The organism is Kitasatospora sp. NPDC028961, assembly GCF_055564815.1.
Window position 1 is genome coordinate 41,265 of record NZ_JBVHVO010000001.1, and the last position, 14,771, is coordinate 56,035.

A 14,771-nucleotide genomic window follows, 5' to 3' on the forward strand; every position below is an offset into this window, starting at 1 on the left:
GATCCGGTTCCGGGCCCCGGCGGTACCACGCCGGGGCCCGGTTCCGTCCCGCGGGAATTCACAGCCCCGCCCGCGCCAGCGATGATGGAGGCCGGGAGGGCGCCCGGACCGGCGTCCAACCTCCGTCCGAGCACCGGGAGCTGACACATGACCGCGAAGCAGACCGTCACCGACGTCCTGATCGTCGGGGCCGGACCGACCGGCCTGCTGCTGGCCGGGGACCTCGCCACCGCCGGGATCCGGGTCACCGTCCTGGAGAAGCGCGACACCGAGTCCAACCTCACCCGGGCCTTCGCGGTGCACGCCCGCAGCCTGGAGCTGCTGGACGCCCGGGGCCTGGCCGACGACCTGATCGCCACCGGCCGCCCGCTCAGCTCGCTGCGGCTCTTCGACCGGCTCCGGGTCGACCTCGCCGCCCTGCCGAGCCGCTTCCCGTTCGTCCTGATCACCCCGCAGTACCACACCGAACGCCTCCTCCAGGAGCGCGCGCTGAAGGCCGGCGCGACCCTCCTGCGCGGCGCCGAGGTGGTCGGGCTGCGGCAGGACGCCGAGGGCGTCACGGTCGAGACCCGCCCCCGCGCCCGCAGCGGGGAGGTGCCCGCGGACGGCGACACCGAGACCCACCGGGCCGCCTACGTGGTCGGCACCGACGGCGTCCACTCCACCGTCCGCGACCTGCTCGGCATCCCCTTCCCCGGCGAGTCGGTGGTCAACTCCGTCGTCCTGGCCGACGTCCGGCTGGACCGCGCGCCCGACGAGTTGCTGACCGTCGGCGCCGGCGAGGGCGGCTTCGCCTTCCTCGCGCCGTTCGGCGACGGCTGGTACCGGGTCATCGCCTGGGACCGCGCCGAGCAGCACGCGGACGGCGCCCCGCCCTCGCTGGAGCGGATCGCCGAGATGACCCGCACCGCCCTCGGCGAGGACTACGGGCTGCACGACGCCCGGTGGAGCTCCACCTTCCACAGCGACGAGCGGCAGGTGCCGAACTACCGCTCCGGCCGGGTCTTCCTGGCCGGCGACGCCGCGCACTGCCACTCCCCGGCCGGCGGCCAGGGCATGAACACCGGCCTCCAGGACGCCGCCAACCTCTCCTGGAAGCTCGTCGCCGCCGTCCGCGGCCACGCCACCGACGCCCTGCTGGACACCTACCAGACCGAGCGGCACCCGGTCGGCAAGTCGGTGCTGCGCACCTCCGGCGCGCTGATCCGGCTCGCCCTCGCCCAGTCCGCGCCCACCCGGGTGCTGCGCGGCGCCCTCACCACGCTGGCCGACCACCTGGACGTGGTCGCCGAGCGCGGCGCCCGGACGGTGTCCGGGATCGGCATCCGCTACGCCGCGCCGAAGGACGCCCACCCGCTGGCCGGCCGGCGCGTGCCGGACCTGCGGCTGACCGCCCTGGAGGAGGCCCGGGAGGACGGACCGGCCGCGCCCGAGCGGCTCTACGAGGCACTGCGCGCGGGCACGTTCGTGCTGGTCAGCAATGACCAGCTGCCCGCCGCCGAGCCGTGGGCGGGCCGGCTGCAGACCGTCGCGCCGGCCGACCCGCACGGCAAGCTGCGTGACACCGTGCTGCTGGTCCGCCCCGACGGCTACGCCGCCTGGGCCGCCGTCGACCCGGGCCAGGGCGAGGTCCGCGCCGCGCTGGCCCAGTGGCTCGGCGCCCCCGACCAGAGCTGAGGAGCAGCGGGGGGGGGGGGGGGGGGGGGCGCCCCACCCCCCCCCCCCCCCCCCCCCCCCCCCCCCCCCCCCCGCTGCTCCTAGGCGCGCGCCTTCTCGTAATGCCGGGCCGCTTTCGCGCGGTTTCCGCACACCGCCATCGAGCACCACCGCCGGCGGCCGTTCTGCGATGTGTCGAAGAAGTGCAGAATGCAGGCCTCGTGGGCACATTTCTTGATCCGGAGGGTGCCCCGGGCCAGCAGGTCGAGGAAGTCGTCGACCGCCAGCCAGGCCGCCAGCCACTGCGGCCCGTCCACCTCGACGTGCGCCGCCGGCCCCGCCGGACCGAGCTCGCGCCGCAGCCGCCCGTGCCGCAGCACCTCGTTCAGACCGGCCGCCGAGGGCGCCGTCACCTCACCCCGGGCGTCCAGGTCCCGGACCGCCGCGGCGAGCGCCTCCCGGGCCTGCCGCAGCGCCACGAGCCCCGCGTCGTCGGCCTCGCAGCGGTCCGCCAGCCCGGCGGAGGAGAGCCAGACCCCGAAGCCGTCCGGCCGGTCCAGCAGGTCGTTCACCGGGCTGCCCGCCCACCGCGTGTTGAGCAGGTCGAGCGCGAGCGGCTCGCCGGTGAGCGGGCGGGGGTCGCGCGGGTCTGCCGTCCGGTCGGTCATCGGATACTCCCTCGGTCTCGCCCGGTACCCGATTCTACGTCGCCCGCGGCCGCCGAATCGGGGCCGTCCGGAGCGTGAATTCCGGCCGTTAACTGTATGAAGACGCCTCCATTCCGTTCTCCACAGTTGACTGTTCTTTAGCAACGAATTGCTTGACCATAAGCCAATTCCCGGAACCGCTCTGTCATGTTCTAGCCAGCGTTTCACCCCAGAGACGCCCTGGCCCCTGCCGGCCCCCACATGCCGGCCAGAGGAGGATTCCGTGCGCCCTCGCTCCCTCGCCCTCGTCGCGGCACTCGCCGTCCTGCCGCTGTCCGCGGTCTCGCTCGGCGTGACCGCCGCGCAGGCCGCCCCGGCCCCCAACGCCGCCGCGCCGCGCGTCTCGCTGCCGAACACCGTCACCCCCGCGGTGGCCCGTTCCGAGAAGAAGGGCGACGTCCCCGCCGAGCAGCAGCTCTCCGTCGCGGTCAGCCTGAAGCTGCGCGACACCGCCGAGCTGGACCGCTTCCTCGCCGCGATCGCCACCCCCGGCGCCCCCGAGTTCGGCACCCACCTGACGCCGCAGCAGTTCACCGACCGGTTCGGCCCGACCCAGGCCGCCGTCGACCAGGTCCGCGGCTACCTGACGGCCCAGGGCCTGACCGTCTCCGCCGTCAGCGACAACCGCCAGGTGGTCGACGCCCACGGCACCGCCGAGCAGATCGCCAAGGCCTTCGGCACCCACGAGAGCGCCTACCTGGACCCGCAGCAGCAGCGCACCTTCTTCGCCAACGACGCGGCGGCCTCCGTGCCGGCCGACCTCGCCGGCGTGGTGCAGGGCATATCCGGCCTGAACAACCACACCGTCCGCACCACCCGCAACGTGAAGCCGTCCACGCCGGCCGCACCGAACGCGGTCACCGCCGCCCCCAGCGGCTTCGGCCCGAGCCAGTACGACGGCGCGTACAACCTGAACAGGACCGGCGCCGACGGCACCGGCGTCAGCGTCGCGCTCTGGGAGTTCGACGGCTACAGCTCCACCAACCTGAAGACCTACGACAGCCAGTACGGGCTCACCGGCCCGGCCGTCTCGACCGTGTCGGTGGACGGCGCCAACTACGACTCCTCCCCCGGCGAGGGCCAGGGCGAGGTCGAGCTGGACAGCGAGATCGTGCGCGGCGTCGCCCCCAAGGCGACCCAGCTGGTCTACGAGGCCCCCAACAGCGACCAGGGCGAGATCGACATGGCCGCCAAGATCGTCGCGGACAACCGGGTCTCGGTCATCTCCATCTCCTGGGGCTCCTGCGAGCCCGACACCACCGCCTCCTCCATGACGGCGGTCGACAACTCCTTCAAGCAGGCCGCCGCCCAGGGCATCTCGATCTTCTCGGCCTCCGGCGACGACGGCTCGCGCGACTGCACCCGCTCCACCAGCGGCTCCTCCGTCAAGGCGGTCGACTTCCCCGCGTCCAGCCCGCACCAGACCGGCGTCGGCGGGACCAACCTCAAGGTCTCCGGCAGCGCCTACTCCTCCGAGAGCGCCTGGAGCACCGCCGGCGGCGGCGTCTCCACCGTCTTCGCCAAGCCGAGCTGGCAGACCGGCACCGGGGTGAGCGGCACCATGCGCACCGTCCCGGACGTCTCCTCCAACGCCGACCCGGCCAGCGGCTTCGCCATCTACACCGCCGGCGGCTGGCAGGTCTACGGCGGCACCAGCGCGGCCGCCCCGCTCTGGTCCGGCTACGCGGCGCAGTTCAACCAGAAGGCCAAGGCGGCCGGGCAGCCCGTCCTCGGTGAGGCCAGCCCGCGGCTGTACGCCGTCGCCAACGGCAGCGGCTACGGCACCACGTTCCACGACGTGACCACCGGCAAGAACCAGGACTTCTCCACCAAGGCCGGCTACGACCAGGTCACCGGCTGGGGCAGCCCGATCGCCGACGCCCTGGACGCGGCGCTGCTCGGCGGCACCACCACGCCGCCCACCGGCGGCTGCACCGCGGCCCAGCTGATCGGCAACGGCGGCTTCGAGACCGGCACCGCCGCGCCGTGGACGGCGTCCACCGGCGTCGTCGACAACGCCTCCGGCGAGGCCGCGCACGCCGGCTCCTGGAAGGCCTGGCTGGACGGCTACGGCAGCGCCCACACCGACACCCTGGCGCAGACCGTGTCGATCCCGGCTGGCTGCAAGGCCACGCTCTCCTTCTGGGTGCACGTCGACACCGCCGAGTCCGGCTCCACCGCGTACGACAAGCTGACCGTCCAGGCGGGCTCGACCACGCTGGCCACCCTGTCCAACGCCGACGCAGCCACCGGCTTCGTCCAGAAGTCCTTCGACCTGTCGGCCTTCGCGGGCCAGACGGTGACGGTCAAGTTCACCGGCACCGAGGACGCCTCGCTCAAGACCAGCTTCGTGATCGACGACGCCGCGCTCAGCGTCTCCTGATCACCTCCGCGACCCCACACCGTCGGGGCGGTCCGCACCGGGACCGCCCCGACGGCGTGTTTCCGTTCTGTTTCAAGATCGATAACCCTGTGGCCCACCCCTCGTGACCACTGTCATACGCACGACTGATGACGTAGCCTCTCGACCGTGCATAGGGTTCCCCACAGCTCGGTGAAGCCGTTCACGGCGCCCTCCGGCGCCGGACCGACCGCGCCGAACCCGCTTGCTGGGGAAGGTAACCGCATGGGCTCACAACACCCCCAGGACGCCCGGCTCCGGCTGGTCGGACCGCGCCCCGGCGCGCCCGCACCCGCCGCCGTGCCCCCCGCCACGACCGTCACCACCGCCGCGACCACCACACCCGCCGCCGCCCCGGGCGCCGGCCGGCCCGCCCCCGCCGGGGGCTTCGCCGACACCCTGCACCTGGCCATCGAGGCCAGCGGCCTGAGCCTCGACCGGATCCGCGCCGCTCTCGCCCAACGCGGGGTCAGGGTCAGCGTGACCACGCTGAGTTACTGGCGGCGCGGCCGCAGCCAGCCCGAGCGGGCCAGTTCGCTGCGCGCCGTCCACCTGCTGGAGGAACTGCTCGGCCTGCCGCACTCCACCCTCTCCGCCCTGCTCGGCCCGCCGCGCCCACGGGGCCGCTGGGCCGCCGCCGCCAACACCGCGCACCTGCGGCTGGAGGACGTCTGGCCGGGCGAGCAGCAGATCGCCGAGGTCTTCGCCGAGCTGGACGCGCCGCCGGTCGGCGAGCTGGAGCGGCTCTCCATCCACGACTCGTACTACGTCGACGCCGAGCGCCGCGGCAACCTGCTGCGGATGCGCCAGGTGGTCCGCGCCACCGTCGGCGGCGTCGGCCGCTGCCTGGTGGTGCACAAGGCCGACGAGGAGGCCACCGGCTGCCCCGAGATCACCTCGGTCCGGCACGGCCGCCTCGGCCGGGTCCGCCGCAGGCCGAAGGCCGGCCTGGTGGTCGGCGAGCTGATGCTGGACCGCCCGCTCGGCCACGGGGACAGCACGGTCTTCGAGTACGAGGTGGAGATCCCGCCCGGCGGCCCGACCATGGAGTACAGCCGCCGGTTCGCCATCCCGGTGCGCGAGTACGTGCTCCAGGTGCACTTCGACCCGGCGGCCGTGCCCGTCCACTGCGAGCGCTACGACCGCGCTCCGGGCGAGGACGTCGACCGCCGCCGCGAGCAGCTGTGGATCGGTGCCTCGGCCAGCGCCCACGTGCTCGCCCCCGACCAGCAGCCCGGCCACGTCGGCATCCGCTGGGAGTGGGAGTAGCGGGGCGCACCCCGCGGCGGGGCGCCGGGCGGCGCCCCGCGTCAGGAGCTCACTCGTGGCTCAGCCCGCCGCCGAGGTACATCACCGCGACCCCGCCGACCACCAGCACGGCCCCGATCAGCGAGGCCGGTTTGACCGGCTCGCCGAACACGACCGCGCCGCCGACCAGCGCCCCGACCGTGCCGAGCCCGGACCAGACGGCGTACACCGGGCCCACGTTCAGCGACTTCAGCGCCTGGGCCAGCAGCACGAACGCGGCGACGTAGCCGATCGCGACCACCACGCTGGGCGCGAGCCTGGTCAGTCCGTGCGAGGCCCGCAGGGCCAGTGTCGCCGTCACCTCGGCCGCGATGGCCGCTCCCACCAGCAGGTACGCCGTCATGTCCGTCCCCCGTCTCGTTTCGGATGACCTAGCTTCTGCCGCCGACGAGGTCGACCAGCAGCTTGCGCAACTCACGGTGCAGCCCGTCGTGCGGCGGGCTGAGGTCGAGCAGGCGGGCCGACCACCAGCCGTCCACGGCCATCCGCACGAGGGTGGCCACGGCCGGGTCCAGGCCGTCCTCGACGAGCCGCCGCTGCCAGCGCTCGTAGCGGGACCGCAGCACGTCGAGCAGTTCCGGACCGCCGGCCGCGGCGAGCAGCGCCACCGGCACCTGGTCCGCCCCGCTGGTGTCCCCGGCCGGTGACTCCTCCGGGATGCTCGCCTCCAACCAGGCGAGCGCGAAGGCGCCGGGAGGCGCCTGCGGCCCGGGCAGTACGGCCTCGAACCGGTCCGCCAGCCGCTCGACGACCCCCTGCACGAGCGCCCGCTTGTTGGGGAAGTGGTGCAGCAGCCCGCCCTTGCTGACGCCGGCCTCGACGGCCACCGCGTCCAGCCGCACCGCGTCCAGACCTCCCCGCACCAGCAGCCGCTCGACAGCGTCGAGCAGATGATCACGCACCGTTCCGTCCCTCTCTCCGTGTCACGGACCGTCCAGACGGTCGGCGCCCACCCTAGCAGAACCGATGTGACTCGCCGGTAATTCCAAGTGGCCCGAAAGAGACGGGTGTTGACAGCCCGGAATGGAGCGTGCTTACGTTTCCTCGGCCGAAAACAGGCGAGATCCCGGGGATCGCCGCCCGGCCACCTGAAGATTCATGCGCACGATGATCGAAGAAGCGGCGCCGGGATTTTTCTCCGCGCCAGGGGGAACGCTGTTCGACATCCACGGGGGATCATGCGAGACATACGGATTCGACGATGTCCGCGCAGGCCGGCAGCCCACGAGCACTAGCTGACAACACGTCAACAAGGCTTCGGCGTCGGCGGTTAGCGCCGCGTCAACGCACCGTCGGCTCATCCGCCATGCCCGGTCGTGCTTCGACGACCACGCCCGGGGCCGCTGCGCAACGACGCGCACCGCCCCGGGGCAGGCTTCCGCACGGCCCCGTCCGATGCGGCCGGCCCGGCCATGCCCACAGCGGCGGGTATTCCGTTCAAACCAGGGTCAAAATTCGCGTGAACCGATGCGTCGAATACGCCGATCATCGAATTCGAGGGAATCTGGTGGACATTTTCTCCAAGGTATCCGACTACCGTGCTGCCCGGGATGCCATGGCGGCGGGGATCTATCCCTACTTCCTCCCGCTCACCGGCCACGAAGGCACCACGGTCACCCTGGGTGACCGTGAGCTGGTGATGTGCGGCTCCAACAACTATCTGGGTCTGACCTCCGATCCCCGGGTCAGAAAGGCGGCCGCCGACGCGCTCGACCGGTACGGCCCGTCCTGCACCGGATCCCGCTTCCTCAACGGGAACCTCGACCTGCACGACCAGTTGGAGAGCGAACTCGCCGACTTCTACGGCAAGCCCGCGGCGGCCGTGCTCTCCACGGGCTACCAGGCCAACCTCGGCACGATCAGCGCCCTGGCCGGCCGCGGCGACGTCGTCTTCGCCGACCGCGACGCGCACGCCTCCATCGTCGACGGCTGCCTGCTCAGCGGCGCCAAGCACCGGCGCTTCCGGCACAACGACGCCCGCGCGCTGGACCGCGGCCTGGCCGCCGTCCCGGCCCAGGCCGGCAAGCTGGTCGTGGTCGACGGCGTCTACTCGATGGAGGGCGACCTCTGCGCCCTGCCGGAGATCGTCGAGGTCTGCGAGCGCCACGGGGCCCGGCTGATCGTCGACGACGCGCACGGCCTCGGCGTCCTCGACCAGGGCCGGGGCACCTGCTCCCACTTCGGCCTCACCGACCGGGTCGACCTCATCACGGTCACCTTCAGCAAGTCCCTGGCCTCGCTCGGCGGAGCCGTCGTCGGCGACGACGACGTCATCCACTACATCAAGCACCACGCCCGCAGCCTGATCTTCAGCGCCTCCGCGACCCCGGCCAGCATGGCCGCCGCGCTGACCGCGCTGCGGATCCTGCGCGAGGAGCCCTGGCGCCCCGAGCGGGCCCAGCAGAACGCCGACCACCTGCGGGCCGGCCTGCTCTCCCTCGGCATCAGCCCGGGCGAGAGCAGCACCCCGGTGATCCCGCTGCGCACCCGCGGGGTCGTCGACACCCTGCTGCTCTGGCGCCGGCTGATCGACAAGGGCGTCTACACCAACCCGGTGGTGCCGCCGGCCGCCTCGCCCCGACTGCGGCTCAGCCTGATGGCCACCCACACCACCGAGCACCTGAACCGGGTGCTGGACGCGCTCAGCGACGAGACGGCCATGTTCCTGCGCGACGGCGAGCCGGACGCCACCGACGAGCTGGCCGAGCTCGCGGAGCTCGCCGACTCGTCCGCCGCCCGGCCGTGAACCGGACGCCGGACCCCGCACGCGGCAGCCGGGCGGGCGCACCGGGCGGCCCGCCGGCCGGCCCCGGGGCGCCCCTGGCGCCCGGCCCCCCGACGATCGCCGCGCTGGCCGGCGGCGCGGCCGGTGCCGTCCTCGGCGCCGGCCTGCCCCCGGCCGGCGGCGGCGCTCCCGACTGGCCCTGGTGCGCCGCCGCCGCGATCGGCGCCGCGCTCACCCTGACGGCCGCCCTGCCGCGGCGCCGGACCGCGGCCGCCCTGCTGCCGGGCCCGCCCCACCGGGCCCCGGCGGCCGGGCTGCTGCTGCTCAGCGCCGCCCTGCCCGCCTCGGCCACCACCGCGAGCCCCGTCCTCGCGGCCGTGGTCACCGCCGTCGCCGCACTGACCGTCGCGGTGGCGCTCGGCCCGGACCGCCCCGCCGCCGGCCGGGCGCCCGTGGTGGCCCCGGCGGTGTTCGCCCTGGTCGCGGGCGTCGCCGCCGGGGCCACCGCCCCCTCGGTGGCCGCCGGCGTCCTCGGCACCCTGGCCGGCCTGGCCGGCCTCCTGCTCCTCGCCTGCGCGGCACCGGCCTCGCAGCCCTCGGAATCCGACCACATCAGAAGGAGCCAGCCATGAGTCGCCTCGGACTCGCCGCGCGTGCCCTGCGCCTCACCCTGAGCCGCACCCACGCCGACACCACGCCCGACTACGACGCCGCGAGTTCCAGCTACGACAGCTACTTCAGCCCGGTGATGGGCGTGCACTCGCTCGCCGCGCTGAACGAGGTGGAGATCCGCCCGGGCGACGACGTCCTCGAACTCGCCTGTGGCACCGGGCACCTGACCCACGAGATCGTCCGCCGGCTGGAGGGCCGCGGCTCGGTGCACGCGGTGGACAAGTCCCCCGGCATGCTGGCCGTGGCGCAGGCCAAGATCCTCCCCGACACCCTGCGCGCGCCGGAGCTCGACGTCTCCCTCCAGGAGGGCGACATGGAGGAGTTCCTGCGCCCCCGCCCGACCGCCTCGGCGGACCTCGTCGTGGTCGGCTGGGCGATCTGCTACAGCAAGCCGGTCAAGCTGCTGGAGCAGATCAGGAGAGTCCTGCGGCCCGGCGGCCGGGTGGTGGTGATCGAGACCCGCGGCGACGCGCTCAAGACCCTGATCACCCAGCTGGAGAAGGTCTTCGCCGCGGACCCGTCGCTGCTCACCGGTCTGGTCCGGGTGAACCTGCCCAAGGACGCCGCCACGGTGGCCCGCTGGTTCACCAAGGCCGGCCTGACCGTCGACGTCCAGCGCGACGGCCACCAGGTGCTGCCCGCCGACACCCCGGAGGCGGCCCTGGAGTGGGTCCAGCGCTCCGGCGCGGCGGCCGGCTTCAAGGACGCCGTCGACCACCGCCGCGAGGACCACGCGCTGGAGCTGATCCGCGCCGGCCTGGCCGAACACGTGGCCAGGAACGGCACGCTGGAGCTGCGGCACACCTTCGCGGTGGTCACCGGCACCAGCCCCAGCAGCCCCTCGGCCGGCACCGGCCCGGGCGGGCGCCACCGCGAGGGAGTCGGCACCGCATGACCACGACCGTCACCCCCGCACCACCGGAGACCACCCACGGCGCGGTGCAACGCCGCCTGCTGCGCCTCGCCGGGGTGCTCACCGCCCGCCCGAAGACCGTGCTCGCCGTCTGGGCCGTGGTCATCGCGGTCTGCTTCCCGTTCGCCTCGCAGCTGAACGACGTCCTGACCAAACAGGGCGCCTCCAAGGTCGTCCCGGGCACCAGCAGTGCCCGGGCCGACCAGCTCGTCGAGCAGTCCTTCCCCGACCGCTCGCAGCGCGAGTCGATCGTCGCGATCGGCGCCCCGGACGTCCGGGGCGAGCAACTGCGCAGGCTGCTGGCCGAACTGGACGGCCGGATCGCCGGGAAGGAGCGCACCGGCGAGGTCCGGCAGTCCGTCTCGGCCTACACCCTCTACCGGGACTCCACCACCGAGTACCTGCGCCAACTGCGCACCCAGGTGGACCGCGACCTCACCGCCGCCGGGGCCGGCACCTCCCCGGAGGCCCGCCGGCAGGCGGTGGACGCGGCGGTGGCGGCGGGCCAGGTCCCGGCCGGCCTCGCCGACCTGGCGCAGCGGGGGGTGGCCGCCGACGACGCGGCGCTGCCCGGTCTCGCCGCGGGCTTCGCGGCCGCCACCGACTGGCGCTCCTTCCCGGTGCCGGTGCCCGCCGACGCCGTGAACCGCCTGCTCGCCGAGGACGGCCGGGCGGCCCTGGTGACGGTCAGCTTCGCCAAGCAGGCCGGGCACGATCCGGACGTGGACTGGCTGCGCTCGGCCATCGACGGCTCGCTGCGCGCCGTCGGCGCCGGCCCGGACGTCGACGCCCACGTGACCGGCGAGCTCGCCCTGATCAAGGACACCTACAAGAAGGCCGAGGACGACAACGCCCTGATGGAGACGGTCGCCTACGCGATCATCTTCGTGGTGCTGCTGCTGTTCTTCCGCGCCGTGGTGCCCGCCGTGCTGACCGTGGCCGCGATCGGGCTGGCCATGACGGTCAGCCAGGCGGCGCTGTTCGCGCTCGGCCACGGCGTGACGCTCACCCAGTTCACCATCACGATCATGAACTTCGTGATGCTGGGCGCGGGCGTCGACTACAGCATGCTGCTCTCCTCGCGCTACCGGCAGGAACGGCTGGCCGGCCGCCCGCCGAAGGAGGCGGCGGTGCACGCCACCGCGCACGCGGGCGAGTCCATGCTGCTCGCGGCGGTGGCCGTGGTCCTCGCCTTCGGGGCCACCCTGCTCTCCCCGGTGGACTGGATCCCGCCGCTCGGCTACGGCGGGCTGATCGGCATCCCGATCGTGCTGCTCGCCGCGCTCACCCTGACGCCGGCCCTGCTGGTGCTGCTCGGCGACCGGTTCTTCGCGCTCGGCTGGCGCCCGCTGAGCGATCTGGAGCACGAGAGCGCCCTGGGCCGGCACCTGGCCAGGGCCGCCGACCTGGCGCGCCGCCGCAAGGTGGCGATCGTGCTGGTGTTCGCCGTGATCACGGTGCCGTTCGCGGTGATCACCGCCCAGCACCGCTCGACCGCCGACCCGGTGGCGCTCAGCCCGGCCACCGACTCCAGGGCCGGCTTCGAGCTGGTCGCCGAGAAGTGGGGCGACGCGGCCGTGCTGCCCACCCTGGTGGTCACCCGGCCGGCCGCCGGCGTGGTCGACCCGGCCACCCACCGGCTCACCGCGAGCGGTCTCGGCTCGGTGACGGCGCTCACCGACCGGCTGGCCGCCGTCCCCGGCGTCGCCCGGGTCTCCGCGGTGACCAGGCCGTTCGGCAGCCCGCTGCCGGCCGACCAGGTCGACGCGCTGACCGCGGACGTACGGCGGGACTACCTGGCCGACGACGGCGCGCTGCGGATCGTGGTCGAACTCGCCGACCCGCCCTACTCCGAGGCCGCGGTCGCCACCGTGGACCGGATCCAGGACGTCACCGAGGGCGCGAAGGAGGTCGGGGCGCTCCAGGTCGGCGGCGCCACCCAGGTCGACCGCCAGTACGGCAACGCGCTCAACTCCAGCTTCTGGCAGATGATCGGGCTGGTCTCGGTCGGCGTGTTCGTGATGCTGGTGGTGGCCCTGCGCTCGCTGCTGATCCCGGTCCGGCTGATCCTCACGATCATGATGAGCAACGTCTGGGCGATCGGCATCACCGTGCTGATCTTCCACTTCTGGCTCGACCGGGCGATCATCGACGACCTGCCGATCTTCCTCACCGTCCTGATGATGGGGCTCGGCATGGACTACGAGATCTTCCTGGTCACCCGGGTCCGCGACCTGGTGCGCGGCGGGGCCGACCAGGAGAGCGCCACGATCGGCGCGGTGGTCGACACCGGCCGGGTGATCAACGCGGCGGGCCTGGTGATGGCCGGCAGCCTCGGCACGATGGTGCTCTCCTCCACGGTGATGCTCCAGGAGTACGGCGCCGGCCTCGGCCTGGCCGTCCTGCTGGACGCCACCCTGATCCGGATGCTCTTCGTCCCGGCCACGCTCCTGCTGTTCCGCCGCTACAACTGGTGGCTCCCCTCGCTGCGCCGCGCCCCCGCGGTGGCGGAGGTGGGCCCGCGATGACCGCGAACCGTCCGGTGGCGGCGCCCGCGCCCCCCGAGCCCGCCGCCACCGGACGGGCTCGCACCCTGCACCGCCTGCGCGACCGCCACCGCGCCACGCCCGTCGCCTCGGCCGTGCTGCTGTTCGCGGTGCTGGCCTCGGTCCGGATCGCCGGAGCGTTCGCGATCCCGCTGATGGTCCTGTCGGTGGGCCTGAGCGCGCTGGTCCTGACCGTGCTGGACCGGCCGGACCGCGCCGCCGCCGGGCTGCGCCGCTTCCGGTTCGGGCCCGCGGCGGCGGGCACCGCCCTGGTGGTGCTCGCCTACGCCGACACCGTCTTCGCCACCCGCGCCGCCTTCGGGCGGGGCGGGGGCAACTGGACGTCACTGATCCCGGAGCTGTTCCGGCAGCTGGCACCGGGCGCCCCGGTGGTCGCGGGCCTGGCCATGGTGGTCTGCATGGGCGTCCTGGTGCCGCTGGTCGAGGAGGTCTGCTACCGGGGCGTGCTGTACCACGCGGTGGAGCGCGGCCGGGGTCCGGTGGTGGCGATCGCCGCCACCTCGGCCGCCTGGGCGCTGGTTCACCTCGGCGACTACGGCCTCAACCCGTTCGACACCCGGGTGATCACCGGGGTCCTGCCGTCCGTCTTCACCATGGGCCTCGCGCTCGGCGTCTGCCGCGCCTGGACGGGCTCGGCGCTGGCCAGCGCCGTCGCCCAGGGCACCGCCAACCTGCTGCTCCTCGGCTGGGTCCTCTGGGCCCTCTAGGGCTTGCCCGACGCGCCGCCGGACCGGCCCGTCCCGCCGCCGTCGTCCACCCCCTCCGCTCCGCTCCGGCCGCTCCGGCCACGTCACTCCGGACCCTCCACGGTGAGGCAGGTATCCCCATGAGAATCGCGGTCACCGGCCCGATCGTCATCGACAACCTGATGACCTTCCCCGGCCGTTTCACCCACCAGTTGCTGCCCGCCCAGCTCAAGCACCTGTCGCTCTCCTTCCTGGTCGACGACCTGGAGGTGCGCTACGGCGGCGTGGCCGCCAACGTCGCCTACGGGCTCGGCCGCCTCGGCCGCCGGCCGCTGCTGCTGGGCGCGGCCGGCCGGGACTTCGGCGACTACCGGGACCGGCTGACCGAGGCCGGGGTGGACACCTCCCTGGTCCGGGTCTCGACCGAGCTGGCCACCGCCCGCTACACCAGCACCACCGACGCCGACCGCAACCGGATCACCTCCTTCCACCCCGGGGCGCTGGCCGAGGACGTCAGCCCGGGCCCGCCGGGCTGGACGGAGGGCATCGGGCTGGTCTTCCTCGGCCCCGCCGCGGCGGAGGTGATGGCCGCCCGCGCCGCCGAGTGCCGGCGCCTCGGTCTGCCGTACCTGGTGGACGTGGCCGGCCGGACGGACGAACTGGGCACGGCCGGCGCCGAGGCCGTGCTGACCGGGGCGGACTGCCTGGTCACCAACCGGCGCGAGCGCGGCCTGCTGCTGGAGCACACCGGGTGGACCGCCGAGGAGGTGCTGCGGCGGGTCGGCAGCTGGGTCACCACCCTCGGCCCGGAGGGCGTCTGGATCGACTACCCGGACGAGCCCTCGCTGGCCGTCCCGGCCGCCCCGATCTCCCGGCTGCCGGACGGCGCCGGCGCGGGCGGCGCGTTCCGGGCGGGCTTCCTCGCGGGCCGCGCCGACGGCCTGCCGGACGACGCCTCGGCCCGGATCGGCTGCGTGCTGGCGGCGTACGCGCTGGAGTCGGCCGGCAGCCAGGACTACCTGTTCACCGCCGAGGCCTTCCAGGACCGGCTCGCCGAGACCTACCTAACCGCTACCGAGGCCAGTACTGGTTGACGGGACATCAGGATAACCACTACCGTCCCTTGTACAGGTTAG

General features: G+C 74.0%; 12 protein-coding genes. 9 read left to right on the top strand and 3 right to left on the bottom strand.

Going from position 1 to position 14,771, the window contains the following annotated elements:
• Positions 1–147: 147 nt before the first annotated feature.
• The gene (locus ACZ4UX_RS00210) at positions 148–1,677 is read left to right on the top strand and encodes an FAD-dependent monooxygenase (protein WP_465704531.1); all 1,530 of its coding nucleotides are present in this window, start codon (positions 148–150) and stop codon (positions 1,675–1,677) included.
• 80 nt (positions 1,678–1,757) lie between these two features.
• On the opposite strand, the gene ACZ4UX_RS00215 is transcribed toward ACZ4UX_RS00210, so the two are convergent.
• Entirely contained in the window at positions 1,758–2,324 is a 567-nt protein-coding gene (locus ACZ4UX_RS00215; protein ID WP_465704533.1) for a CGNR zinc finger domain-containing protein, read from the bottom strand.
• 262 nt (positions 2,325–2,586) lie between these two features.
• On the opposite strand from ACZ4UX_RS00215, the gene ACZ4UX_RS00220 reads away from it, so the two are divergent.
• A complete protein-coding gene (locus tag ACZ4UX_RS00220) occupies positions 2,587–4,746 on the top strand; it encodes a S53 family peptidase (RefSeq protein WP_465704535.1) in 2,160 nt (719 codons plus the stop codon).
• A 243-nt stretch (positions 4,747–4,989) separates the two neighbouring features.
• On the top strand, positions 4,990–6,033 hold the full coding sequence (locus ACZ4UX_RS00225; protein ID WP_465704537.1) for a hypothetical protein: 1,044 nt from the start codon (positions 4,990–4,992) through the stop codon (positions 6,031–6,033).
• Positions 6,034–6,082: 49 nt separating this feature from the next.
• Here ACZ4UX_RS00225 and ACZ4UX_RS00230 read toward each other — a convergent pair whose 3' ends face one another.
• Together ACZ4UX_RS00230 and ACZ4UX_RS00235 are read right to left on the bottom strand one after the other, a co-directional pair.
• Positions 6,083–6,415, bottom strand: coding sequence for a DMT family transporter (locus ACZ4UX_RS00230; RefSeq protein ID WP_442906829.1), 333 nt, complete (start codon positions 6,413–6,415; stop codon positions 6,083–6,085).
• A 28-nt stretch (positions 6,416–6,443) separates the two neighbouring features.
• Complete coding sequence (locus tag ACZ4UX_RS00235; RefSeq protein WP_465704539.1) at positions 6,444–6,974, bottom strand: TetR/AcrR family transcriptional regulator; 531 nt, start codon at positions 6,972–6,974, stop codon at positions 6,444–6,446.
• Between the two features lie 605 nt (positions 6,975–7,579).
• Between ACZ4UX_RS00235 and ACZ4UX_RS00240 the strand changes: the two genes are divergently transcribed.
• The 6 genes from ACZ4UX_RS00240 (at position 7,580) to ACZ4UX_RS00265 (ending at position 14,729) form a co-directional block, all read left to right on the top strand.
• Complete coding sequence (locus ACZ4UX_RS00240; RefSeq protein ID WP_352294988.1) at positions 7,580–8,818, top strand: aminotransferase class I/II-fold pyridoxal phosphate-dependent enzyme; 1,239 nt, start codon at positions 7,580–7,582, stop codon at positions 8,816–8,818.
• Positions 8,815–9,429 (top strand): hypothetical protein, encoded by a 615-nt coding sequence (locus ACZ4UX_RS00245; protein WP_465704541.1) that lies wholly within the window; start codon positions 8,815–8,817, stop codon positions 9,427–9,429. Before ACZ4UX_RS00240 ends, ACZ4UX_RS00245 begins: the two co-directional genes overlap by 4 nt.
• A complete protein-coding gene (locus tag ACZ4UX_RS00250; protein ID WP_465704543.1) occupies positions 9,426–10,364 on the top strand; it encodes a class I SAM-dependent methyltransferase in 939 nt (312 codons plus the stop codon). The genes ACZ4UX_RS00245 and ACZ4UX_RS00250 overlap by 4 nt, the downstream gene beginning before the upstream one ends.
• A complete protein-coding gene (locus tag ACZ4UX_RS00255) occupies positions 10,361–12,910 on the top strand; it encodes an MMPL family transporter (RefSeq protein ID WP_465704545.1) in 2,550 nt (849 codons plus the stop codon). The genes ACZ4UX_RS00250 and ACZ4UX_RS00255 overlap by 4 nt, the downstream gene beginning before the upstream one ends.
• On the top strand, positions 12,907–13,656 hold the full coding sequence (locus ACZ4UX_RS00260; RefSeq protein ID WP_465704547.1) for a lysostaphin resistance A-like protein: 750 nt from the start codon (positions 12,907–12,909) through the stop codon (positions 13,654–13,656). The genes ACZ4UX_RS00255 and ACZ4UX_RS00260 overlap by 4 nt, the downstream gene beginning before the upstream one ends.
• Before the next feature lie 119 nt (positions 13,657–13,775).
• On the top strand, positions 13,776–14,729 hold the full coding sequence (locus tag ACZ4UX_RS00265; RefSeq protein ID WP_465704549.1) for a PfkB family carbohydrate kinase: 954 nt from the start codon (positions 13,776–13,778) through the stop codon (positions 14,727–14,729).
• Positions 14,730–14,771: the final 42 nt, after the last annotated feature.

Coding starts and splice junctions, on each gene's coding strand:
- ACZ4UX_RS00260 (WP_465704547.1), top strand. CDS start 12,907: ATGACCGCGAACCGTCCGGTGGCGGCGCCCGCGCCCCCCGAGCCCGCC.
- ACZ4UX_RS00255 (WP_465704545.1), top strand. CDS start 10,361: ATGACCACGACCGTCACCCCCGCACCACCGGAGACCACCCACGGCGCG.
- ACZ4UX_RS00210 (WP_465704531.1), top strand. CDS start 148: ATGACCGCGAAGCAGACCGTCACCGACGTCCTGATCGTCGGGGCCGGA.
- ACZ4UX_RS00215 (WP_465704533.1), bottom strand. CDS start 2,324: ATGACCGACCGGACGGCAGACCCGCGCGACCCCCGCCCGCTCACCGGC.
- ACZ4UX_RS00250 (WP_465704543.1), top strand. CDS start 9,426: ATGAGTCGCCTCGGACTCGCCGCGCGTGCCCTGCGCCTCACCCTGAGC.
- ACZ4UX_RS00265 (WP_465704549.1), top strand. CDS start 13,776: ATGAGAATCGCGGTCACCGGCCCGATCGTCATCGACAACCTGATGACC.
- ACZ4UX_RS00225 (WP_465704537.1), top strand. CDS start 4,990: ATGGGCTCACAACACCCCCAGGACGCCCGGCTCCGGCTGGTCGGACCG.
- ACZ4UX_RS00230 (WP_442906829.1), bottom strand. CDS start 6,415: ATGACGGCGTACCTGCTGGTGGGAGCGGCCATCGCGGCCGAGGTGACG.